Origin of the sequence: Mycobacterium sp. 20KCMC460 (assembly GCF_022179425.1) — a bacterium.
Taxonomy (GTDB): domain Bacteria; phylum Actinomycetota; class Actinomycetes; order Mycobacteriales; family Mycobacteriaceae; genus Mycobacterium; species Mycobacterium kiyosense.
This window is the reverse complement of record NZ_AP025524.1, coordinates 5,877,887-5,898,192: the sequence shown is the minus strand read 5'-3', so window position 1 is coordinate 5,898,192 and position 20,306 is coordinate 5,877,887. Positions and strand designations below refer to the sequence as shown.

Below are 20,306 nucleotides of genomic sequence, written 5' to 3'. Positions count from 1 at the left end.
CGCCCGGATTCAAGCCCAAGAGAGGTTGGCACCTTCGGTGCATAGGCTGCGTGCCGCGGAACACCCGCGGCCGGATTACGTGCTGCTACACATCAGCGACACCCACCTCGCCGGCGGCGACGGCCCGCTCTACGGCGATGTCGACGCCGACGGCCGGCTGGCCGAACTGCTGGACCAGCTGGACCGATCCGGACTGCGTCCTGACGCGATCGTCTGCACCGGCGACCTTGCCGACAAGGGGGAGCCCGCGGCGTACCGCAAACTGCGAGATTTGGTCGAGCCGTTCGCGACCGAATTGGGTGCCGAACTGGTCTGGGTGATGGGCAATCATGACGACCGCGCCGAGCTGCGCAGGCAGCTGCTCGACGAGGCCCCGTCGCTGGCGCCGCTGGACGCGGTGCGGATGATCGACGGGCTGCGCATCGTCACGCTGGACACCTCGGTACCCGGTCACCACTACGGTGAGCTGCGCCCAGCCCAATTGGATTGGCTGGCAGACGAATTGGCCAGCCCCGCGCCCGACGGCACCATCCTTGCCCTGCATCATCCGCCGATCCCGAGCGTGCTGGACATGGCCGTCACCGTGGAACTGCGCGACCAGGCCTCGCTCGGTCGGGTGCTGAAAGGCACTGACGTACGGGCCATCCTGGCCGGGCACCTGCACTACTCGACGAACGCGACGTTCGTCGGGATCCCGGTGTCGGTGGCCTCGGCGACCTGCTACACCCAGGACCTCACGGTCTGTGCCGGCGGCACCCGCGGCCGCGACGCGGCGCAGGCCTGCAACCTCGTGCACGTCTACCCCGACACCGTGGTGCACTCGGTCGTTCCGCTCGGCGGCGGAAAGACGGTGGGCACCTTCGTTTCTCCGGGTCAGGCGCAACGCAACCTGGCCGAGGCCGGCATCTTCATCGAACCGTCGCGCCGCGATTCGCTGTTTCGGCACCCGCAGCTGGCGTTGACGTCGACCCAGGATGCTGTCGACTGATCCCGGCCGCCACCCGCTCCCACGGAGCCGGGATCGGGAAGTAGCGCTCCAGGAAGTCCACGACCAGCTCGGCGCGCCGCGCCGCCGACACCTCCGGGAAGCTGCTGTCGTTGAGGCAGAAGAAGTCGTAGCCGCGGCTCTTGCGGAGCTTGGGCAGCAGGCTCAGCCCCGCCTGGGTCGTCGTGTTGACGTAGCGAACCTTCGCCTTCTCTTGCTGCACAGCGCGTCCGGTCAGCAACGCGTAGTAGTGGTAGAACGAGTTGGTCACCGAGATGTCGGTGCTGGACCGGAATGCACTGGCCTGAGTGCGGGCGAACTCTTCGCCGAACTCCTGCTCCATCTCGCGCAGCACGCTCTTGCGCAGCGGGACGGCGGTGTGCTCGAGATGACGGGTGATGGTCTGCCCGAAGCGCTGACGCAGCAGTTGGCGGTTGACCCGGGCCGCGTTCTCGAATCCGCTGCGGCCGGGATGATTTGCGCCGAGGCCGATCCGGGTGTCCGCTTCGATGAACCGGCTGACGCCGCCGGGTGAGAAGAACATGCCGGGCCGGACCGGCCGTCCGAAGAACATGTCGTCGTTGGAGTACAGGAAATGCTCGCTGAGGCCGGCGATGTGGTGGAGCTGGCTCTCCACCGCGTGCGAATTGTAGGTGGGCAGCGCGGCGGTGTCCGAGAAGTGCTCCGCGGCCCGCACCAGGGTGATCTTGGGGTGGTCGACCAACCACGCCGGTGCCGCCGAATCCGTCGCGATGAAGATGCGCCGGATCCACGGCGCGAACATGTTCACCGACCGCAGTGCGTATTTCAGCTCGTCGATCTGGCGGATCCGCGCGTCCGCGTCGTCACCTTCGCCCACCACATGACCGGACATCCGCGCGGCGCGCCGGGCCCGGAACTCCGGATCGCTGCCGTCGACCCAGGAGAACACCAGATCGATGTCGAACGTCACATCGCTGGCGTGCGGGGTGAACATTCCCTGCATCGTCGGCCACTTGTAGCCGTGCAGCCGGACCGTGGCAGGCGTGAGTTCTGCGCGCGGCAGCTCCCTGCGGGTCAACGCATTCTCCACCGGGCAGCCGATCACGGTGTCCCCGAAGGTCCAGAACTGCAGGTCCACCCCGAATGCCGAGCCGTATCGGAACCCGCCCGGAGCTATCCGTCGCCGGTACAGTCGCAGGATACGCGCATCCGGGTGTTCCGAAAGTCGACCCTCGGCCAGCAGGACCGGTGAAAACCCCTTCTCGTCAAGGGTTTTCGCGTACATCGGTTCTCGGGCGCAGGCCGCCGCGAGAGCCCGTTCGACGTGCGGGCGCAGTCGCAGATCGACCGCCAGCACCGGCCGGTTCTTATGGTTGCGGATCAGCAGGAACGGAATATCCGCCCGGTTCAACGTCTTTCGCAGAAACACCAGATCTTCGATCTGTGCCTCGTGCGGGGGCAAACCCGATTCCACCCGGGCGATCTTGCCGCGTCGGCTCACCACGATCGGGTTCGACCGGCATTGGGCGTCCCGGTTGCTGCGCGAAGAGGTTCTGGGCATCGGAACACCGCCTTAGTGAGAAGGGAGCACGGCAACCGGAGAATCTCACACTTGCGACTTGCCCGCGCGGTGTCGCGGGCAAATTCCGATAACTGTTGCAGGACAGTCGATTTAGGCTCGGTGCAACATCGGTTCGTAACTGCTGGTTTACCCTGACGTCATGTATGCCGACCTCAGGGGTTGATGGTGGGATCGCCCACCTGGCGGCCCCACACGTAGTCGACGACGACCGGCGTCCCGACTTCGAAGTGGTTGTAGGGCGCCAGGCTGGCGCCCACGTCCATCACCAGAAGCGGCGCCGGCCACAGGTCGCGGGTGATGGTCTGCCAACAGCCGGGTTTGCCTCCCGGCCCGCCACGCGCGTTGATCCGGGGCAGGTTGTCCGGATAGATGTACGGGTTCGGGGAACCGGAGATGGCGCCCGCCGAGGTGGCCCCCAGCGCGTAGCCGTTGAACCCGAGCGCGTTGTGGATCCGCGGCGCCACCAGGTTGTAGTTGCGCAGCGTGCAGAAGATCTCGGGGCTGTACTCGTCGAACAGCGCTGCGGTCGCACCCAGGTCGGTGGCGCCGCGCGCCAGATACGGCCCGGCCCGCTCGAAAACCGGTGCCGCATCGTTGCCCAGACCGGCGGCCGCCAGCAGCGCCGCATCCAGGGCGTCGCGTTGCCGGTCGACGGTGCGCGCCGTCGTCGCGGCCTGGTTCAGCGCTTCCACCAGGTCGGGTGCGGCGTCGGCGTAGACGTCGCCCAGCGCCGCCAGCCGCTGCATGTCGAAGCGGGCCTGCGGCATCCGCGGGTTCAGGTCGTCCAGGATCGCGTTGCCGTTGGTCACAGAAGCGCCGAACTTGTCCCCCAATCCGGTCAGGGCCTGGCCGGCCGCGCTGAGCGTGAGGTTGAGCTTGACCGGATCGACCTTCTCGGCCAGCGCGGTCAGGGTCTGGAACAGCGAGTTGAACTCCGTGGTGACGTGTGTCGCGTTGATCACCATCGACGGTGTGATGTGTTGCGGCGCAGGGTTTTGCGGCGATGTCAGCGACACGTATTTGTTGCCGAACACCGTGGTCGCGGTGATCTGGGCGGCCACGTTGGCCGGGATCTGCGGGATGTAGCGCGGGTAGATGTCCAGTACCAGTTGCGCCGCCGGCACGCCGTCGTGGGTGATCTCGGCGATGTCGGAGACCCGGCCGATCTGCACACCGTTGTAGGTGACCTTGGCGCCCGGGTCCAGTACCAGACCGGCGCGTGGGGCGATCATGGTCAGCTTGGTTTTCGGGGTGAAGTTCCCGCGGAACTGCCAGTACAGCGCCCCGAGCACGAGCCCCACCACCATCAGTGCCACCAGCCCGATGGTCTTGAATGGCGGTCGCGTGCCCGAGCGACGGCGCTCCATGACTTTGAGACCCTAGGGTATGGCTGTCCGCAACAGAACAGATCCGGCGAAGACCCGGCAGGCCGTGTCGGTCCTCGCGGACTGGTTGCGCGACGAATCGGCCCCGGAGCCGGGCCGGGACGCGCTCGGTGCGGCCGTGCGGCTCACCGCCCGCACCCTGGCCACCTCGGCACCGGGGGCCAGCGTCGAGATACGGGTGCCGCCGTTCGTCGCCGTGCAATGTATTTCGGGCCCCCGGCACACCCGGGGCACGCCCCCCAACGTCGTGGAGACCGACCCCAGGACCTGGTTACTGCTGGCAACGGGGCTGCTGAGCGTGGACGAGGCGGTTGCGACCGGCGCACTGGCCCTCTCGGGCTCCCGGTCCCGTGACATTGATCACTGGTTACCAGTGTTGCAATTGGGGTACTGACCATAGGTTTTGTGCCCATACGCACGGCGCGTCGCGGCCCGACACGCGGGTTGGATTGCACGGCCGGGCGATGCGGCCCGTAGACTCCGAGGCGTCACCAACCGCGCCCTAGGGAGTCGCCAAACCGTGACCGCGCAGCAGCCCGAGCAAGACTTCAGTTCGCCTCGTGAAGAGTGTGGCGTATTCGGGGTCTGGGCCCCCGGCGAAGATGTCGCCAAACTCACCTACTACGGACTGTATGCGTTGCAGCATCGCGGTCAGGAGGCCGCCGGCATTGCGGTCGCCGACGGTTCTCAGGTCCTGGTCTTCAAGGACCTCGGCCTGGTCAGTCAGGTATTCGACGAGCAGACGCTGGCCGCCATGGACGGCCACGTCGCCATCGGGCACTGCCGCTACTCCACCAGCGGCGACACCACCTGGGAGAATGCCCAACCGGTCTTTCGTAACACCGCCGCCGGAACCGGTGTCGCGTTGGGACACAACGGCAACCTCGTCAACGCGGCCGAACTTGCCGCGCGGGCCCGCGACGCGGGGTTGATGGCCAAACGGTACCCGGCGCCGGCGACGACGGACTCCGACATCCTGGGTGCGCTGCTCGCCCACGGAGCGGCCGACTCCAGCCTGGAACAGGCCGCCCTGGAACTGCTGCCGACCGTGCGTGGCGCGTTCTGCCTGACGTTCATGGACGAGAACACCCTCTACGCCTGCCGCGACCCGCACGGCGTGCGTCCGCTATCGCTGGGGCGGCTGGACCGCGGCTGGGTGGTCGCCTCCGAAACGGCGGCGCTCGACATCGTCGGCGCCTCCTTCGTCCGCGACATCGAGCCGGGCGAGCTGCTGGCCATCGACGCCGACGGGGTGCGGTCCACCCGGTTCGCCAACCCCTCGCCCAAGGGCTGCGTCTTCGAATACGTCTATCTGGCCCGGCCCGACAGTGTCATCGCCGGACGCTCCATCCACGGCGCCCGCCTGGCGATCGGCCGTCGGCTGGCCCGCGAGTGCCCGGTGGACGCCGACCTGGTGATCGGCGTGCCGGAGTCCGGTACCCCGGCCGCGGTGGGATACGCCCAGGAATCCGGCGTTCCCTACGGTCAGGGCCTGATGAAGAACGCCTACGTCGGGCGCACCTTCATCCAGCCGTCGCAGACCATCCGCCAACTCGGCATCCGGCTCAAGCTGAACCCGCTCAAAGAGGTGATCCGCGGCAAGCGGCTCATCGTCGTCGACGACTCGATCGTGCGGGGCAACACCCAGCGCGCGCTGGTACGCATGCTGCGCGAAGCCGGGGCGGTGGAAGTGCACGTCCGGATCGCCTCGCCGCCGGTGAAATGGCCCTGCTTCTACGGCATCGACTTCCCGTCCCCGGCCGAGCTGATCGCCAACGCGGTCGAGGATCAGAGCGAGATGCTGGAGGCGGTTCGGCACGCGATCAACGCCGACACGCTCGGCTACATCTCGCTGCGCGGCCTGATCGCCGCCACCGAGCAACCCGCCTCGCGACTGTGCACCGCCTGCTTCGACGGCAGCTACCCGATCGAGCTGCCCAGCGGCAGCGCGTTGGGCAAGAACGTCATCGAGCAGATGCTCGCCAACGCAGCGCGCGGCGCCGGACTGGGCGAACTGTCCGGTCCCGAAGTACCGGAAGTCCCCGTCGGGCGCTGACCCGAGCGCGCAACAAGCGGTAACTGCTGCCGACGGTGCGCACCGGACGGTAGCCTTTATCGCGATGACGGATCCCGAACGCAACCAGGGCGTCACCTACGCAGCGGCCGGGGTGGACATTGAAGCCGGTGACCGCGCTGTCGACTTGTTCAAGCCGCTGGCCACCAAGGCCACCAGGCCGGAGGTACGCGGGGGGCTCGGCGGGTTCGCCGGTCTGTTCGCGCTGCGCGGTGACTATCGCGAACCGGTGCTGGCGGCGTCCACCGACGGCGTAGGTACCAAGCTGGCGGTCGCACAGGCGATGGACAAGCACGACACCATCGGACTCGACCTGGTCGCCATGGTGGTGGACGACCTCGTCGTGTGCGGGGCCGAGCCGCTATTCCTGCAGGACTACATCGCGGTCGGACGCACCGTCCCAGAGCGGGTGGCGGCGATCGTCAGCGGCATCGCGGAGGGCTGCGTGCGTGCCGGGTGTGCGTTGTTGGGCGGGGAGACCGCCGAGCACCCCGGCCTGATGGAACCCGACCACTACGACATCTCGGCCACCGGCGTCGGCGTGGTCGAGGCCGACGACGTGCTGGGGCCGGACCGCGTCAAACCCGGCGACGTCATCATCGGGATGGGATCCTCGGGCCTGCATTCCAATGGCTACTCGCTGGCCCGCACCGTGTTGCTGGACATCGACCGGATGAACCTGGCCGGTTACGTCGAGGAATTCGGCCGCACGCTGGGCGAGGAACTACTCGAGCCCACGCTCATCTACGCCAAGGACTGCCTGGCGCTGGCGGCCGAAACCCAGGTGCGCACGTTCTGCCACGTCACCGGCGGCGGGCTGGCCGGGAACCTGTCCCGCGTCATCCCGCCCGGGCTGGTCGCCGAGGTGGACCGCGGCACCTGGACGCCCGCTCCGGTGTTCGCGATGATCGCCCAGCGTGGCCGCGTCACCCAGGCGGAGATGGAAAAGACATTCAACATGGGCGTCGGCATGATCGCCGTCGTCGCCCCCGAGGACACCGATCGGGCCCAGGCCATCCTGACGGCGCGGCACCTCAATTGCTGGGAGCTGGGCACCGTGTGCAAGGGCGGCAAGGAAGGCCCGCGAGCGACCCTCGTCGGGCAGCACCCGCGATTCTAAAGCGAGGACTCGCACAGCATTGTGCCGATGCGAAGGAGCATCGGCACAGTCTGGATCAGCGAGCTAGCGGCGCCAGTCGTCGTCTTCCCACGAGTCGTCACCGCCCAGGGGGTCGGATTCGTCGGTGCTCGTCCCGGACAGCTCGCGCTGAAGCCGCTGGAAGTCGGTCTGGGGGGAGCTGTATTTCAGTTCTCGAGCAACCTTGGTCTGCTTTGCCTTAGCCCGGCCGCGGCCCATGGGGGAACCCCCTCGCGAAATAACGGAGCGGCCTACGAGTAGGCGGCTCCGATCTCTTAGTGTCGTTATTGTCCTGCCGACAGCTTACCGTGCCGCGCGGCCTAACGTAGGCGCGCCCTGCCAGCTAGCCTTAACGGCCCTCGAGATCAGCGGCCGCCGCCGCGCAGCCGCTCCACCGCGAGGCGTCCGGCGCCCAGCTCGTCGGCCGGCGGCAGGGATTCGGGGTCGATCACCGCGGCCACCGCGCCGTCGGCGCCGGTCGCCAATTCGGTGTCGCCGGGTATGCCCCGCTTCACCAGGGCCAGCGCCACCGGACCCAGATCGACGTGCTCGACCACCGTGCCCAGCCGGCCCACCGACCGGCCACCGGCCAGCACCGCGTCGCCGGTCGACGGCCGGTCCGCCGAGCCATCCAGGTGCAACAACACCAGCATCCGCGGCGGTTTGCCCAGGTTATGCACCCGTGCGACGGTCTCCTGGCCGCGGTAACACCCCTTGTCCAGGTGCACGGCTCCTGCGCCCGGCCCGCCGATCCAGCGCACTTCATGCGGGATGGTGCGTTCGTCGGTGTCCACGCCCAACCGCGGCCGCAGGGCCGCCACCCGGTGCGCCTCATAGGCCCACACTCCGGCCGGGCGCACGCCCGCCGCGGTCAGACGCTGCCGCCACTCTGCCGCTTCTGCACGGGGTACCAGCAGGTCGAGTTCGGGTGGGCCGCCGGGCGTGCCGGCCACCCGCCGCAGGAAACCGCCCCCGGCCAGCGGGACGGCCCGCCATTCGTCGGGCAGCGCTGCGAGCCCCAGGACGTCGAGCACGCCCCGGTCGGCTAGCTGCGGACCGATCAGCGACAGCACCGCCAGGTCGGCGGCCTCGACGGTGACCTCGGACCAGAACACCATCTTGCGCAGATAGTTCAGCAGCGGCTCGCCCCGCCACGGTTCGGTGTCCAGGTAGGTGGTGCCGCCCAGCTCGGTCTGCAACCAGTGGTCCTCGACCCGGCCCTGGCCGTCCAGGCTCAGGTTCTGCGTGCTTGCGCCCTCGGGCAGGTCGCTGACGTGCTGGGTGGAGATGTTGTGCAGCCAGGGTTGCCGGTCCTTGCCGGTCAGGGTCAGCACCGCGCGGTGCGAACGATCCACCACCACGGCCGCGGTCTCGGCGGCCCGCTGCTCGCCCAGCGGATCGCCGAAATGCCAGATCGCGCCGGCGTCGGGTCCGGGATCCGGAGCGGGAACTGGATTCATGTGTCAACTCTACGGTTGCCTCCAACCGCCCCGAGCGTCACGTCAGCGTGGCGTTCGGCGCCCACCGTCACGCTGGCGCAACGTTCGGGGGAGGGCGGCGGGCCGCGGGCGGCGTGGGAGGGCGGCGGGATGGCGGCGGCTGACGGCGGTGGCGGGCGGCTGGCGGGCGGGTGTCGTTAGGCTCTCACTCCATGGCTGGAGTGGTGGTCACGCTTGACGGTGCAGTCCTGGATCCCGCGACACCGCTGCTGCACGCCGACGATCTGGCCGCGGTGCGCGGTGACGGGGTGTTCGAGACGCTGCTGGTGCGCGACGGCCGGGCCTGCCTGATCGAGGCGCACCTGCAGCGGCTGACCCAATCCGCCGCACTCATGGAGCTGCCCGCACCGGATCTGCCGGCCTGGCGGCGCGCGATCGACGCGGCGACCTGCGAGTGGACCTCGAGCAGCGCCGACGAAGCCGCGATGCGGCTGATCTACAGCCGGGGCCGGGAGAGCGCGCCGACCGTGCCGACCGCCTACGTCGCGGTCAGCCCGGTCCCGGACCGGGTCGCGGCGGTGCGGCGCGACGGCGTAGCGGCGATCACATTGGACCGAGGGCTGCCGGCCAAGGGGATCGACGCCATGCCCTGGCTGTTGGCCGGCGCCAAGACGCTCTCCTATGCGGTCAACATGGCGGTGTTACGCCACGCAGCCCGTCACGGCGCCGGCGACGTCGTCTTCGTCAGCACCGACGGCTTTGTGCTGGAGGGCCCGCGGTCCACTGTCGTCATCGCCACCGAAGGCGACGACGGCAACCCGTGCCTGCTCACCCCGCCGCCCTGGTTCCCCATCCTGCGCGGCACCACCCAGCAGGCGCTCTTCGAGGTCGCTCGCGCCAAGGGCTACGACTGCGACTATCGCGCCCTGCGCGTACCGGATCTGTTTGCCGCCCAAGGTATTTGGCTTATCTCCAGCATGACGCTGGCGGCGCGCGTGCACACCCTCGACGGTCGGCCGCTGCCTCGCGCCGCGTTCGCCGACCGCTTCGCCGAACTGGTCGACGCCGCAATCGTCAGCGATCGCTGAGGCGTTAAATCTGTTGTCGGCGGACGGAAGCCGCGGTAGCGTCGGTCGTACACAAGAAGGGAGGTGGTCCGCGAAATTGATAGCTGCATGGACATGTGAGGTGGCTGCGCGCTAGCTGCATGGCTCGGAAGAGTCAGCGATCAACGCGCGCTGGCGAATTTCCCGCAGCCACCCGGCCCCCGAGTCTTCGGTCTGTCCAACCGGAGTACGGCTCGGGGGCCGCTCCATTTCTCGGCCCGGCTAGTGCTCGATCTTGGCCGCGATCTGATCGGCGACCTTACCGGCGGGGCTCTCCGTCCCGGCCGCGGCGCAGGCCAGCACGTCGACCACCACGTCCGTCTGCGCGCTCAACAGACGGTGGCAGGTGCGGCCCGCTCCGCCCGTCTCCACTTTCTCCATCCAGATTCTGTTCCGCGGTTCACCCTCGAGGCGCCCGAAGGTCCACTCGAAGGTCCGCTTCTGCGTGGTCAGGGTCACCGCCCGGTCAGCGCAGGGCCGCCATTTGTCCGCGGACGCCTGCACGAACGCATGCGCCTTCTCGGCGGACCCGAACGCGACCACCGCCTCGTAGGTCCGGTGCGCCGGGTCCTCTCCCGGCGTCTGGATCGCCTGACCCCGCGCCGCGACGAAGCCGTCGGCGCCTTCGTAGGACTCGCGAAGCAATGGTTCGTACGCTCCGAAGCACTCGGGAGCGGACAGGGTGCCCGGGCTGGGGCGCAGCTCGTCGGTCTTACCGGCGACCGCCATACCAGGATCGCCCATGATGGTGCCGATTTCGGCGGCGCTGAGCAGAAACGAATCGAGCTTGTCGGCGTTCTGAGCACCAGCCCCCGCCGGGGCAGCCGTCGCAGCGCTGGACGCGCTCGGTTTGGCGGCCGGCTTGCGACCGCCACCCTGGGTAGCGAAGACGACGATCAGCACCACGGCCACCACGGCGGCCAGGGCGGCGCCGCCGATCAGGAGCAGTCGCTTGCTGGATCCGCCACCCGGACCGGCAGCCGACGCGGTGCCCGAACCGGTCGCCGGGCGCGCCGCAGCGATAGCCGGCTGTGTGGGCGCGGCGGAGGTGGGCGCGGCGGCTTCGGTGGCGGCCGGTGCCGGTGGTTTCGGGCCGGCCGGCGAGCCGTCCTTGGCCTCGATCTCGGCCAGCACATTGTCGATCTCGGTGCGGGTGCGGTACGTGACGTCATGGCGCATCCGCAGCATCCGCAGCAGCTGGGCGATGTCGCTGCGGGCACTGGGGTCGCTGCCATCCTCGTCGAGGCCCGACCGCAACTCGACCAGCAGCTGCAGCTGCTGCTGCGGAGTGAGTTCCTTCTCCGAGAGGGTGTTGCCCAAGCGCATGATGTAGCCGAACGGCAGCGGCGGCTCGTCGGGCAGCGGGGACGGCAGCGGCGACTCCTTGGCGGCCAGCCCGTGGATGGCGGTGACCAACTGGATCCCGGCGTCCACCGTCGGGTTCTGGTAGTCGATGATCTGCAGCGCGGAGACGGGGTTGACGCGCACGCTGTCGACCGGGCCCACCTGGACCGGCAGTATCGGCCGGTTCAGGGCCTGCGCGTAACGCAGCTCGGCCTGGCTTGGCTTGGACTGCAGCCAGTTGTTGGACAGCGCGACGATGAACACGTCGCAGGAACGGATCTGCTCGAGGATGGCGTTCCACCACGCGTCGCCGCCGCCGAGCTCCTGGTCGAACCAGACTTTCTGCTGAGCGCGCTTGAGTGCGGTCGTCAGCGCGTCCAGCGACGTTCTGTCCTGGCTCGAATAGCTGATGAATATGGCCACAGCGGTCTCCTCAATTGAGGGCAGGGGGAAGTCAATACGGTGAAAACCGTCCTGCGACCGTAGCGCATTTCCGTTCCCGGGCGACCGGCTTCCGGCAAACCCGGGGCGGTCATCGGGCGAACGGCGTGCGCGGTCAATCCCGGTCGGGGACCGCGGCGTCGGCCGGGGCATGGATCTCGGCGTACCGCCGCGCGAATTCAGGGCCCGGGACCGGCCACTGCTCACCCTCCGCGCCGCGCACCACCCAGTCGCCGTCGGCCGCGGTTGTGGGTCCTTCCAGGGTGTTGACGGTCTCGCCGGGCTGCGCCGGCCGCGCCTGCACCCGGCCCTTGCGGCGCCACAAGCCTTCGTCGCCAGGGCCGGCCGGTTCGTAGGTGGCGTGGAAGATGTCGTCGCGCACCGACCACGTCTTGCCGTCGCATCGGACCTCCCAGTCGCCGGCGTCGGCGCGCATGGTCTGCCCCGAGTCCGACTTCCACGTCCACGCCTCGTGCCGTTGTTCGGCGGCCACCGTGCCGACCCGGGTGAACGAGCGCCACAGCGGGCGTGATCGGTAACCGAGCTGGCGCAGACTCCACAGCGTGGCCGCCAGGCTGCGCACGGCGGCGCCGAGCAGGTCCGGGTTGCTCTCGACCACCGACCAGTCCACCAGCTTGTCGTGGATCTTGCGCGCGTCGTCGCGGGGTGTGCCGTACTTCCAGCCGTTGCGGCGGTAGTAGCGGCACCAGTCTTCGTGCTCGGCCCGCGCCATGGCCAGCGCCGAGGCTTCGTCGAAACCCATCATCGCCAGCTGCTCCAGCGGCGGCGAATCAGCCATCTGCCGGCCGGACAACTGCGCGGGCGGGCTGCCCCAGGTGTTCCACGTGTGCCCGGCGATCTGTTCGACCATCCACAGGGCGTTGCGGACCTGACGACGGTTGGAGCCGCGGTAGAACTCGTCGAGCTCGACCCACGGCACCGCGGCCGGCCCACGCGGCCAACTGGGGTCGAGGGTGGCGACATAACGCTCGTGAATCAGCCGCGCGGCGCGTTCCCAGGCGTCTTGCACCTGCCCTTCGCGGGTGTCCAACACCAGCGAGTAAGACTGCAGCATGCCGACCACCTGAATCGAGTCGTCGTCGATGCTGGTGTTCAGATCCGAGGTGTAGACCGGCATGTCGGGGAAGCGGGCCGCCAGCCGGGTGCCGGTGGTCGCGGTATGGGCGTCGACCAGGATCACCGCGCAGGTGGTGGGTTCGGTGTCGGCCAGCAGTCGCAGCACGGTGGGAATGCTCGGCGCTTCCGCTACGGCGTCGATCGACGGCCCGTCGGAGGCGAAACCCGCTTGCCGGCGGTAGAACTGATGATCCTGCAGGTATTCCGCGGCGTCCCTCTCGACCAGGGTCAGCGCGGGCAGCGGATGCGCTCCGGGCGGGGCGTAGAAGTCGCGCTCCAAGGCGCGCCGGGTCAGATCCGCACACAGTGCCAGGGTCAATTGCGAAGTGCCGCAGACGAACACGCGCTTGATCCGGCCCGTCGCGATGATGCCGTCGAGCAGCCGGGCCGCGGTCACCTCGTACTTGCCCACCACGTCGGCGGCCCAGCGGGTGTCGGATCCGCCGAACTGCTGGGCTCGCCAGGCTTCGGCCAGCCACGGGTCGTCGATACGCACGATCAGCGGCAGCCGGCGCTTGTCGGCGACCTCGGCGAGTCGACGGCTGATCAGGTCCAGCCACAGCAGGTTGACCGCGGGGTCGGGCGCCATCAGGTAGAGGCGGCCGAGGTGGCGCCACAGCCGCAGCGACACCAGGGTGGACGGTGTGTTGAAGTCCACCAACACCACCCGGGCGCCCAGCCTGCGGACCCGGTTCACCCGGTCGTCGCTGGCGCCGGTGATGACCACCAGCGTGCTGCGCCGGTCCAGCGTCCGCGCGATGCCGCTGACCATCGACTCGGTGTCGTCGTCGACGCCGACGACCGCCGTGACGGAGTCGGCGAGATTGGCCCGCAGCCGGTCCACCTGGGATCGGAACACGCCGACCACCACGCCGCCCAGACCGGTGAAGATCGCCGAAACCGCTGCCAGCCGGGCTAATTCGAGTCCGACAGGGGTGGGATCCGGGCACACGTGGCCGCCGAGCGAGTAGTCGCTGCTGCTGCCCTTGATCAGCTGGGCCGTCAACATCAACGGCGTGAAGACGGCGGGGTGGTTGGTGTCGTGGCAGCCCCAGTACGCGCTGAGGCCCAGCACCGCGCTCATCGTGATGAGCGCAGCGATCACGGTGAACGAAACGCCCACCACCCGGTGATTGGCACTGGAGCGAAACGTCATCACGCAGGCCGTGACCAGCACGCCGACCACGATCGCGGTCGTCGCCATCGATCCGGGCCGGCCGAACCAGCGCAGCCAGCCGGGCAGCGCGCCCAAGATGGCGGGCCGGGCCGCCACCGCGGCGAGGTAACCGATCAACAGCACGGCGAGCGCGGACACCGCCCACCGCAGCCGAGGCGGGGCCGTCTTGCGGGTGCGCATCCGGGTGGTCAGCCGACGAATCGGGTCAGCCGCGCCGACAAGTGCGGCACCAGCGCGCCGTCGGCGTCCACCCGCTCCTCGACATAGCCGAGGTCACCGCCCTCGACGATGCCGTACAGCCGCTTGGCGCCGCCGACCAGCACGCCGGACCGGCTGCGGGCCAGGGCGTCGGTGGCCAGTTCCCACGACGACTGGGTCAGGGGCCGGCCGTAGAACAACTCGATGTACCCCGCCGAGTGGGCCAGCAACAACTCGATCGCGGTGGACTCGGTGGGATCGTCGGGGTCGCTGACGAAGCGCCAGAAGCCGGTTTCGCGCAGGCCGGGCTCTTCATATTCGCCGGCGTCGTCGAGCCGCCAGGACCGGGCCTCCCAGATCAGGTAGTCGCCGCCGTCGTGGGAGACCACGATCTGCTGGCCGAACCGGTAGTCGCCGTGCGTTCCGCGGCCCTCGCCCTCGCCGCGCCACACCCCGACCAGCGGCAACAGCGCCAGCAGCGCGTCGTGCAGGCTGGCGCCCTCACGCAGGTTCGCCGTGTCCGGCGGAACCGGCAGGTCGTCGAACGCGGGAATGTTGCGCGCGGCGGTCAGCTTGGCGCGTTCGGCCGCGGCGGCGACGGCCCGGTCTCCCGAACTCGCCAGGTCGCCGACCGCGTCATCGCCCTCGTTGGACGTCACGACTCGTCGGTGATCAGCCGGTACAGCGCGTACAGCGCAAACCAGGAGATGACCCCGGTCGACAGGACCAGCATGATCTCGAAGAACAGCACCACGGCGACGAGTCTATTCTGCCCGCGAGCGTTGCCGTCAGGCGATCTTGATGTCCACCTCGTGGATGCCCGCCCCCGACGGCGTCACCGCGGCGTCGCCGTTGCCCACCCTGGACAACGCGCGCAGCGTCCACGAACCCGGCGCGGCGAAGAAGCGGAAGTCACCGGTGGCCGAGGCGACCACTTCGGCGGTGAATTCGTCGGAGGAGTCCAGCAGACGCACGAACGCTCCGCCGACCGCCTGACCGTCCCGGTCTACGACGCGGCCGGTGATCACCGTTTCCTTCTCCAGGTCGACACTGGCGGGCAATGTCAGTCCTTGCTTTGGTGCAGAGCACATGTCAGCTTCCCAACTCGATCGGGGCACCCACCAGGGAGCCGTATTCCGTCCAACTGCCGTCGTAGTTCTTGACGTTCTTGTGGCCCAACAATTCCTGCAGCACGAACCAGGTGTGCGACGAACGCTCCCCGATCCGACAGTAGGCAATCGTCTCTTTCGTGCCGTCCAACCCGGCGTCGGCGTACAGCTTGGCCAGCTCCTCGTCGGATTTGAAGGTGCCGTCCTCGTTGGCCGCTTTGCTCCACGGCACGTTGATGGCGCCCGGGACGTGGCCGGGCCGCTGGCTCTGCTCCTGGGGCAGGTGGGCCGGAGCCAGGATCTTGCCTGAGAACTCGTCGGGGGAGCGGACGTCGACCAGGTTCTTGACCCCGATGGCGGCGATCACGTCGTCGCGGAAGGCGCGGATCGAGGTGTCCGGCGGCGCGGCGGTGTAGGAGGTGGCGGGCCGGCTGACCGGCTCGGACGACAGCGGGCGGCCGTCGAGCTCCCACTTCTTGCGGCCGCCGTCGAGCAGCTTGACGTCGCGGTGGCCGTACAGCTTGAAGTACCAGTACGCGTACGCGGCGAACCAGTTGTTGTTGCCGCCGTAGATGATCACCGTGTCGTCGTTGGCGATGCCGCGGTCGGACAACAGCTTGGAGAACTGCTCGGCGTCGACGAAGTCCCGCTTGACCGGGTCCTGCAGGTCGTCTCGCCAGTCCAGCTTGACCGCGCCGGGGATATGACCGCCGTCGTAAGCGCTGGTGTCCTCGTCGACCTCGACGAAGACGACGCCTGCGGCATCCAGATTCTTCTCCGCCCACTCGGCGGAGACCAGGACGTCGGAGCGTGCCATGGTGTGGATCCTTTCGATTTCTTCTGATGAACGTGCGGGCGCTACCGGACCGCTCGGCGCGGCCGTCCGCGCACTCGGGTGGGGATGGTGCTCGACACGGATTACTCCTAGGTATGCCTGTTGCGCGTGGGAGACATGCCGCGGTGGGGGCTCCGGGCTGTTCCGAGTGCTGCGCAGATCGGCGCGGCTACTCAGCAGCTACAGCAACAGCAACAACCCGCGGTGCGGCACAGTTCGACTGCGCGGCACTTGGTGAGCGAAAGCTCGGTGCGGGTTGACACGCCGGCCAGCTTACCTAATGGCATGGTGATCAGGCCAATTGCGGGTGGCCGGGGGTCACGGCTGACGGAAATCGTCGAGTGTGACCGTCACGTCACGGGTGATGCCTTCGATGATGACGTCGGAACCGCGGGCGCCGACGGTGTTTGGGGCCACCGCGAACGGCAGCTTCTGGCTGGATAACCTGCTGCTGAAGGCGCGCAGCACCGCGTCGCGCTGGTCGGCGGGGACCGGCTGATCGGCGGTTTCGGGGCCGAGCAGCACACCGGTGGGGGTGATCACCAGGGTCGCGGGGTCGTCGGCGGCGATGGACAGATCCACCGAGACGCTGACCCGGTGGTCGAATTTCGCCGACGTCGGTGTGCCGCTGAACACCAGGCCGTGGTTGCCCGAGATGCCCGATTCGGTGGTGCCGCCGGTGGCGTCGTTGGACTCCTGGGGCGGCGCCTCGACCATCAGGTCGGTGATCCCCAGGTATCGGCCCAGGTGCACCGAATCGATGATGATCCTGCTCTCCAGCTCGCCCACCGGCAGTTTGGCGTCCGGTCGGATCAGCCAGGACGCGTCGGTGAGGCCGATGGAGTGCATGGTGGCCTCGAGGGTGGCCTTGCCGACCTTCGGCTGGTTGACGGCGTTGGCTTTGATCTCCAGCTCGTTGTAGTGGCGGCGCATCGCCTGCGGGATGAACGGGAAGCTCAGGATGGCTACGAAGGGGTCGGTGCCCAGGTCGGCAGCGTCGCGGACGGCCCGCGATAGCCGGTATTCGGCGTAGATGCTGGCGCCGAAGTCGACGCCGACGGCGCCCAGCCCGACGACGCCGATCGTGATCGCCGCGGCGGTTGCACCGAGCAGGATCTTGCGCACCCGGACATTGTGACACCGCCGGTCGCCCATGTTGTATTGATCACAGCCGAGCCCGGCCGGGTGCCGCGGCGCCGCTAGGTCAAAGTGCCTGGCATGCGGCGACCTAACCCCGCCGGGCCTTCTCATCCGGTCGGAACCCGCTGGTCCGGTCGCGGTTGCAGCCCGTCCGTGCGGGCTGCGTCGCGAGGCAAAAGGCCAGGTTGCAAGTTATCGTTAGATGTTCTGGCCGCTAACGTCATATTTCGCGATGAGTCTGGAGGCCTTGCCCACGACGCTGGAGGGGCTTGTTGGAGCTACTACTGCTGACCTCGGAGCTGTATCCCGACCCGGTCCTGCCGTCGCTGTCGCTGCTCCCTCATACCGTGCGGACAGCGCCCGCGGAGGCCTCTTCGTTGCTGGAGGCGGGTAACGCCGACGTCGTGCTCGTCGATGCGCGCAACGACCTGTCGGCGGCGCGGGGACTGTGCCGGCTGCTGAGCACGGCGGGCCGGTCGGTGCCGGTGCTGGCGGTGGTCAGCGAGGGTGGTCTGGTGGCCGTCAGCGCCGACTGGGGGCTGGACGAGATTCTGTTGCCCACCACCGGTCCCGCCGAGGTCGACGCCCGGCTGCGGCTGGTCGTCGGTCGGCGCGGCGGCCTGGCGGATCAGGAGAGCGTCGGCAAGGTCAGTCTGGGCGAGCTGGTGATCGACGAGGGTACGTACACCGCCCGCCTGCGTGGCCGTCCGCTGGACCTGACCTATAAAGAGTTCGAACTGTTGAAGTATCTGGCGCAGCATGCCGGGCGGGTCTTCACGCGCGCGCAGTTGCTGCACGAGGTTTGGGGCTACGACTTCTTCGGCGGCACCCGCACCGTCGACGTGCACGTGCGTCGGCTGCGGGCCAAACTCGGCTCCGAGCACGAAGCGCTGATCGGCACGGTGCGCAACGTCGGCTACAAGGCGGTCCGCCCGGCCCGCGGCAGAACTGCATCCGCCGACGACGATTCGGCTGCGGATCCCAGCGGCGACGGTCTGGCCGACCCCCTCGCCGACCCGCTGCGCAGTCAGTGACGACACTGGGCTGGCGCTCGGCCCCGACCGCCGACGAACAGCGGACGATTCGCGAATTAATCGATGCGGCAACAGAATTCGATGGTGTTGCGCCGGTAGGCGAACAGGTGCTTCGGGAGTTGCCGCACGGGCGCACCGGCCATCTGCTGGCCACGGATACAGCTGACGGTTCGGTCATCGGATATCTGAACCTCAGCCCGGCCCGGGAGGCTTCTCCCGCGATGGCTGAGCTGGTGGTGCATCCGCGGAACCGGGGGCGTGGCGTCGGCGCCGCCCTGGCGCGCGCGGCACTGGAGAAAACCCAGGGGAACAACCAGTTCTGGGCGCACGGCACCCTCCAGCCGGCCCGCGCGACCGCGGCGGCGTTGGGTTTGGTTCCGGTCCGGGAGCTGCTCCAGATGCGCCGACCCCTGCGGACCGGACAACCGGGCCCGGTGCAGCTTCCCGGGGTGCGGATTCGCAGTTATGCCGGGCCGTCCGATGACGCCGAACTGCTGCGGGTCAACAACGCCGCATTCTCCTACCATCCCGAGCAGGGCGGTTGGACCGAACGCGACTTGGATGAGCGGCGCAGCGAGCCGTGGTTCGATCCGGACGGATTGTTCCTGGCTTTCGGGGCAGACGACACGCTGCTGGGCTTCCACTGGACCAAGGTGCATCCCGATCCCGCGGGCCTGGGTGAGGTCTATGTACTGGGTGTCGATCCCGCGGCGCAGGGCCGCGGTCTGGGTCAGGCATTGACGGCGATCGGCCTGGCGTCGTTGGCGCAGCGGCTCGCCGACAAGCCCGAGCCGACCGCGCTGCTCTACGTGGAGTCCGACAACCTCGCCGCGGTGCGGACCTACCAGAAGACGGGCTTTGTGGTCTACAGCGTCGACACCGCGTACGCGGCGGGCGCCGGCTGATCTTCGCCGGCGCGCATACTTTGCCCGCGGGTTGGCAATGAACCAGGGGGCGGCCAGTCCGCCGGCCGACCGTGGCGAGGCGTTGGGGAAGTGGGGTTGGTGAAACCCGGTTCGATACTCAGGACGACGGCTGCTTTGGTGGCGACCATGACGGTGTGCGGTGCCGTCGTGACCGGCTGCGGCAGCGACGACAATCGCGGCACAACCGGAATGTCCGGTGCCGCTGCCGGGGCCGGGTCATGCGGCGGAAAGAACGTGGTGACCGCCGAGGGGTCGACCGCCCAGCAGAACGCGATGGGGTTGTTCAACAAGGTGTGGGGTCAGCTGTGCCCGGGCAAGCAGGTCGCCTACAACGGGACGGGGTCTGGTGCCGGGCGCGAACAATTCATCGCCGGCCACGTCGACTTCGCCGGCTCGGACTCGCCGCTGGTTGCCACCCAGATCGGGCCGGCCGCCAGCCGCTGCGGCGGCAATCCGGCGTGGGACCTGCCCCTGGTTTTCGGACCAATTGCGTTGGTGTACAACCTGACTGGCGTTTCGAAGCTGGTCCTGGACGCCGACGCGGCGGCCAAGATTTTCAGTGGCGGAATCCGGATGTGGGACGACCCGATCCTGATCGCGCTCAATCCCGGTGTGGCCCTGCCGCACACCAGGATCACGTCGATCTACCGCAAGGATTCCTCGGGCACTACTGACAATTTCCAGAAGTACCTGACCGCAGCCGCCCCGCAGAGCTGGACCAAAGGGGTGGGCACCGAGTTTCAGGGCGGGGTCGGCGAAGGAGCGCAGCGCTCCGGCGGGGTGATCCAGGCGGTGCAGTCCACCCCGGGAGCGATCGGATATGTGGAGAAAGGTTTCGCGGATCGGGCCGGCGTGCCGTTCGCGCAGATCGACAACGGCAACGGTGTCGTGCCGCTCAGCGACGACACCGCCCGCAACGCCGTCCGCTCCGTCACGTTCGCCGCCTCCGGCCACGACCTCGTGCTGGAGCTGAGCTCGATCTACCGAATCCAGGACCCGGCCGCGTATCCCCTGGTGATGGCCACCTACGAGGTGGTGTGTTCCAGGGGATACGACGCCGACACCGCCGCCGCTGTCAGAGCGTTCCTCACCACCGCTGTCGATCACGGCCAAACCGAGCTTCCGTCCGCCGGTTATGTGCCGTTGCCCGATACGCTCAAGGAGCGCCTGGTCGCCGCGATCAACGCACTGCAGTGACTTTCGACCACGGATGACCCGGGCACGCGCACAAGTGGGCTGCCGAGGATCGGCCGAGCCGCGGGATACGGGAGCGA

The 20,306-nt window shown here is 68.6% G+C and carries 19 protein-coding genes; 9 read left to right on the top strand and 10 right to left on the bottom strand.

Annotated features, from left to right (window positions below; genetic code table 11):
- The first annotated feature begins 37 nt into the window (after positions 1-37).
- Positions 38-988 carry a phosphodiesterase gene (locus tag MKCMC460_RS27170; RefSeq protein ID WP_236978214.1) on the top strand — a complete coding sequence of 317 codons (951 nt, stop codon included), beginning with the start codon at positions 38-40 and terminating at the stop codon, positions 986-988.
- Here MKCMC460_RS27170 and MKCMC460_RS27165 read toward each other — a convergent pair.
- Both MKCMC460_RS27165 and MKCMC460_RS27160 read right to left on the bottom strand, forming a co-directional pair.
- A complete protein-coding gene (locus MKCMC460_RS27165; protein WP_236978211.1) occupies positions 909-2,528 on the bottom strand; it encodes a stealth family protein in 1,620 nt (539 codons plus the stop codon). The two genes, MKCMC460_RS27170 and MKCMC460_RS27165, sit on opposite strands and share 80 nt — an antisense overlap.
- A 173-nt stretch (positions 2,529-2,701) precedes the next feature.
- Entirely contained in the window at positions 2,702-3,916 is a 1,215-nt protein-coding gene (locus tag MKCMC460_RS27160) for an MCE family protein (protein ID WP_236978209.1), read from the bottom strand.
- Between the two features lie 19 nt (positions 3,917-3,935).
- Between MKCMC460_RS27160 and MKCMC460_RS27155 the strand changes: the two genes are divergently transcribed.
- From MKCMC460_RS27155 to purM, 3 genes are all read left to right on the top strand, one after another.
- Positions 3,936-4,328, top strand: coding sequence for a sterol carrier family protein (locus tag MKCMC460_RS27155; protein ID WP_236978207.1), 393 nt, complete (start codon positions 3,936-3,938; stop codon positions 4,326-4,328).
- Between the two features lie 126 nt (positions 4,329-4,454).
- Positions 4,455-5,990: an amidophosphoribosyltransferase gene (purF, locus tag MKCMC460_RS27150; protein WP_236978205.1), complete on the top strand. Its 1,536-nt coding sequence runs from the start codon at positions 4,455-4,457 to the stop codon at positions 5,988-5,990.
- A 64-nt stretch (positions 5,991-6,054) separates the two neighbouring features.
- Positions 6,055-7,128 (top strand): phosphoribosylformylglycinamidine cyclo-ligase, encoded by a 1,074-nt coding sequence (gene purM / locus MKCMC460_RS27145; protein ID WP_236978203.1) that lies wholly within the window; start codon positions 6,055-6,057, stop codon positions 7,126-7,128.
- Between the two features lie 63 nt (positions 7,129-7,191).
- Here purM and MKCMC460_RS27140 read toward each other — a convergent pair whose 3' ends face one another.
- The gene (locus MKCMC460_RS27140) at positions 7,192-7,365 is read right to left on the bottom strand and encodes a DUF3073 domain-containing protein (RefSeq protein ID WP_236978197.1); all 174 of its coding nucleotides are present in this window, start codon (positions 7,363-7,365) and stop codon (positions 7,192-7,194) included.
- 146 nt (positions 7,366-7,511) lie between these two features.
- Positions 7,512-8,606 carry a folate-binding protein YgfZ gene (locus tag MKCMC460_RS27135; RefSeq protein ID WP_236978195.1) on the bottom strand — a complete coding sequence of 365 codons (1,095 nt, stop codon included), beginning with the start codon at positions 8,604-8,606 and terminating at the stop codon, positions 7,512-7,514.
- A 15-nt stretch (positions 8,607-8,621) separates the two neighbouring features.
- Here MKCMC460_RS27135 and MKCMC460_RS27130 point away from each other — a divergent pair, with 15 nt between their 5' ends.
- Together MKCMC460_RS27130 and MKCMC460_RS27125 are read left to right on the top strand one after the other, a co-directional pair.
- Positions 8,622-8,786, top strand: coding sequence for a hypothetical protein (locus MKCMC460_RS27130; protein WP_238305071.1), 165 nt, complete (start codon positions 8,622-8,624; stop codon positions 8,784-8,786).
- A gap of 20 nt (positions 8,787-8,806) precedes the next feature.
- Complete coding sequence (locus MKCMC460_RS27125) at positions 8,807-9,673, top strand: aminodeoxychorismate lyase (RefSeq protein WP_236984443.1); 867 nt, start codon at positions 8,807-8,809, stop codon at positions 9,671-9,673.
- A gap of 240 nt (positions 9,674-9,913) precedes the next feature.
- On the opposite strand, the gene MKCMC460_RS27120 is transcribed toward MKCMC460_RS27125, so the two are convergent.
- From MKCMC460_RS27120 to lmeA, 6 genes are all read right to left on the bottom strand, one after another.
- Positions 9,914-11,458 (bottom strand): sensor domain-containing protein, encoded by a 1,545-nt coding sequence (locus MKCMC460_RS27120; protein ID WP_236978193.1) that lies wholly within the window; start codon positions 11,456-11,458, stop codon positions 9,914-9,916.
- 133 nt (positions 11,459-11,591) lie between these two features.
- On the bottom strand, positions 11,592-13,970 hold the full coding sequence (locus MKCMC460_RS27115; RefSeq protein ID WP_236978191.1) for a hypothetical protein: 2,379 nt from the start codon (positions 13,968-13,970) through the stop codon (positions 11,592-11,594).
- A gap of 8 nt (positions 13,971-13,978) precedes the next feature.
- Entirely contained in the window at positions 13,979-14,647 is a 669-nt protein-coding gene (locus tag MKCMC460_RS27110) for an FABP family protein (RefSeq protein WP_236978189.1), read from the bottom strand.
- Between the two features lie 129 nt (positions 14,648-14,776).
- The gene (locus MKCMC460_RS27105; protein ID WP_236978186.1) at positions 14,777-15,079 is read right to left on the bottom strand and encodes a DUF1416 domain-containing protein; all 303 of its coding nucleotides are present in this window, start codon (positions 15,077-15,079) and stop codon (positions 14,777-14,779) included.
- Between the two features lies 1 nt (position 15,080).
- On the bottom strand, positions 15,081-15,914 hold the full coding sequence (locus tag MKCMC460_RS27100) for a sulfurtransferase (RefSeq protein WP_236978185.1): 834 nt from the start codon (positions 15,912-15,914) through the stop codon (positions 15,081-15,083).
- A 336-nt stretch (positions 15,915-16,250) separates the two neighbouring features.
- Positions 16,251-17,087 (bottom strand): mannan chain length control protein LmeA, encoded by an 837-nt coding sequence (gene lmeA, locus MKCMC460_RS27095; protein ID WP_236978184.1) that lies wholly within the window; start codon positions 17,085-17,087, stop codon positions 16,251-16,253.
- A gap of 254 nt (positions 17,088-17,341) precedes the next feature.
- On the opposite strand from lmeA, the gene MKCMC460_RS27090 reads away from it, so the two are divergent.
- From MKCMC460_RS27090 to pstS, 3 genes are all read left to right on the top strand, one after another.
- Positions 17,342-18,106 carry a response regulator transcription factor gene (locus MKCMC460_RS27090; protein ID WP_236978183.1) on the top strand — a complete coding sequence of 255 codons (765 nt, stop codon included), beginning with the start codon at positions 17,342-17,344 and terminating at the stop codon, positions 18,104-18,106.
- Positions 18,103-19,011: a mycothiol synthase gene (mshD, locus tag MKCMC460_RS27085; protein WP_236978182.1), complete on the top strand. Its 909-nt coding sequence runs from the start codon at positions 18,103-18,105 to the stop codon at positions 19,009-19,011. The genes MKCMC460_RS27090 and mshD overlap by 4 nt, the downstream gene beginning before the upstream one ends.
- 147 nt (positions 19,012-19,158) lie before the next feature.
- Positions 19,159-20,229: a phosphate ABC transporter substrate-binding protein PstS gene (pstS, locus tag MKCMC460_RS27080; RefSeq protein WP_238306053.1), complete on the top strand. Its 1,071-nt coding sequence runs from the start codon at positions 19,159-19,161 to the stop codon at positions 20,227-20,229.
- The last annotated feature ends 77 nt before the right edge of the window (positions 20,230-20,306 follow it).

What these genes read in the sequence shown, in the direction of transcription:
- MKCMC460_RS27165 (WP_236978211.1), bottom strand. Translation starts at nt 2,528, where the DNA reads ATGCCCAGAACCTCTTCGCGCAGCAACCGGGACGCCCAATGCCGGTCG.
- MKCMC460_RS27160 (WP_236978209.1), bottom strand. Translation starts at nt 3,916, where the DNA reads ATGGAGCGCCGTCGCTCGGGCACGCGACCGCCATTCAAGACCATCGGG.
- MKCMC460_RS27155 (WP_236978207.1), top strand. Translation starts at nt 3,936, where the DNA reads ATGGCTGTCCGCAACAGAACAGATCCGGCGAAGACCCGGCAGGCCGTG.
- purM (WP_236978203.1), top strand. Translation starts at nt 6,055, where the DNA reads ATGACGGATCCCGAACGCAACCAGGGCGTCACCTACGCAGCGGCCGGG.
- MKCMC460_RS27140 (WP_236978197.1), bottom strand. Translation starts at nt 7,365, where the DNA reads ATGGGCCGCGGCCGGGCTAAGGCAAAGCAGACCAAGGTTGCTCGAGAA.
- MKCMC460_RS27135 (WP_236978195.1), bottom strand. Translation starts at nt 8,606, where the DNA reads ATGAATCCAGTTCCCGCTCCGGATCCCGGACCCGACGCCGGCGCGATC.
- MKCMC460_RS27115 (WP_236978191.1), bottom strand. Translation starts at nt 13,970, where the DNA reads ATGCGCACCCGCAAGACGGCCCCGCCTCGGCTGCGGTGGGCGGTGTCC.
- MKCMC460_RS27105 (WP_236978186.1), bottom strand. Translation starts at nt 15,079, where the DNA reads ATGTGCTCTGCACCAAAGCAAGGACTGACATTGCCCGCCAGTGTCGAC.
- MKCMC460_RS27100 (WP_236978185.1), bottom strand. Translation starts at nt 15,914, where the DNA reads ATGGCACGCTCCGACGTCCTGGTCTCCGCCGAGTGGGCGGAGAAGAAT.
- lmeA (WP_236978184.1), bottom strand. Translation starts at nt 17,087, where the DNA reads ATGGGCGACCGGCGGTGTCACAATGTCCGGGTGCGCAAGATCCTGCTC.
- pstS (WP_238306053.1), top strand. Translation starts at nt 19,159, where the DNA reads ATGACGGTGTGCGGTGCCGTCGTGACCGGCTGCGGCAGCGACGACAAT.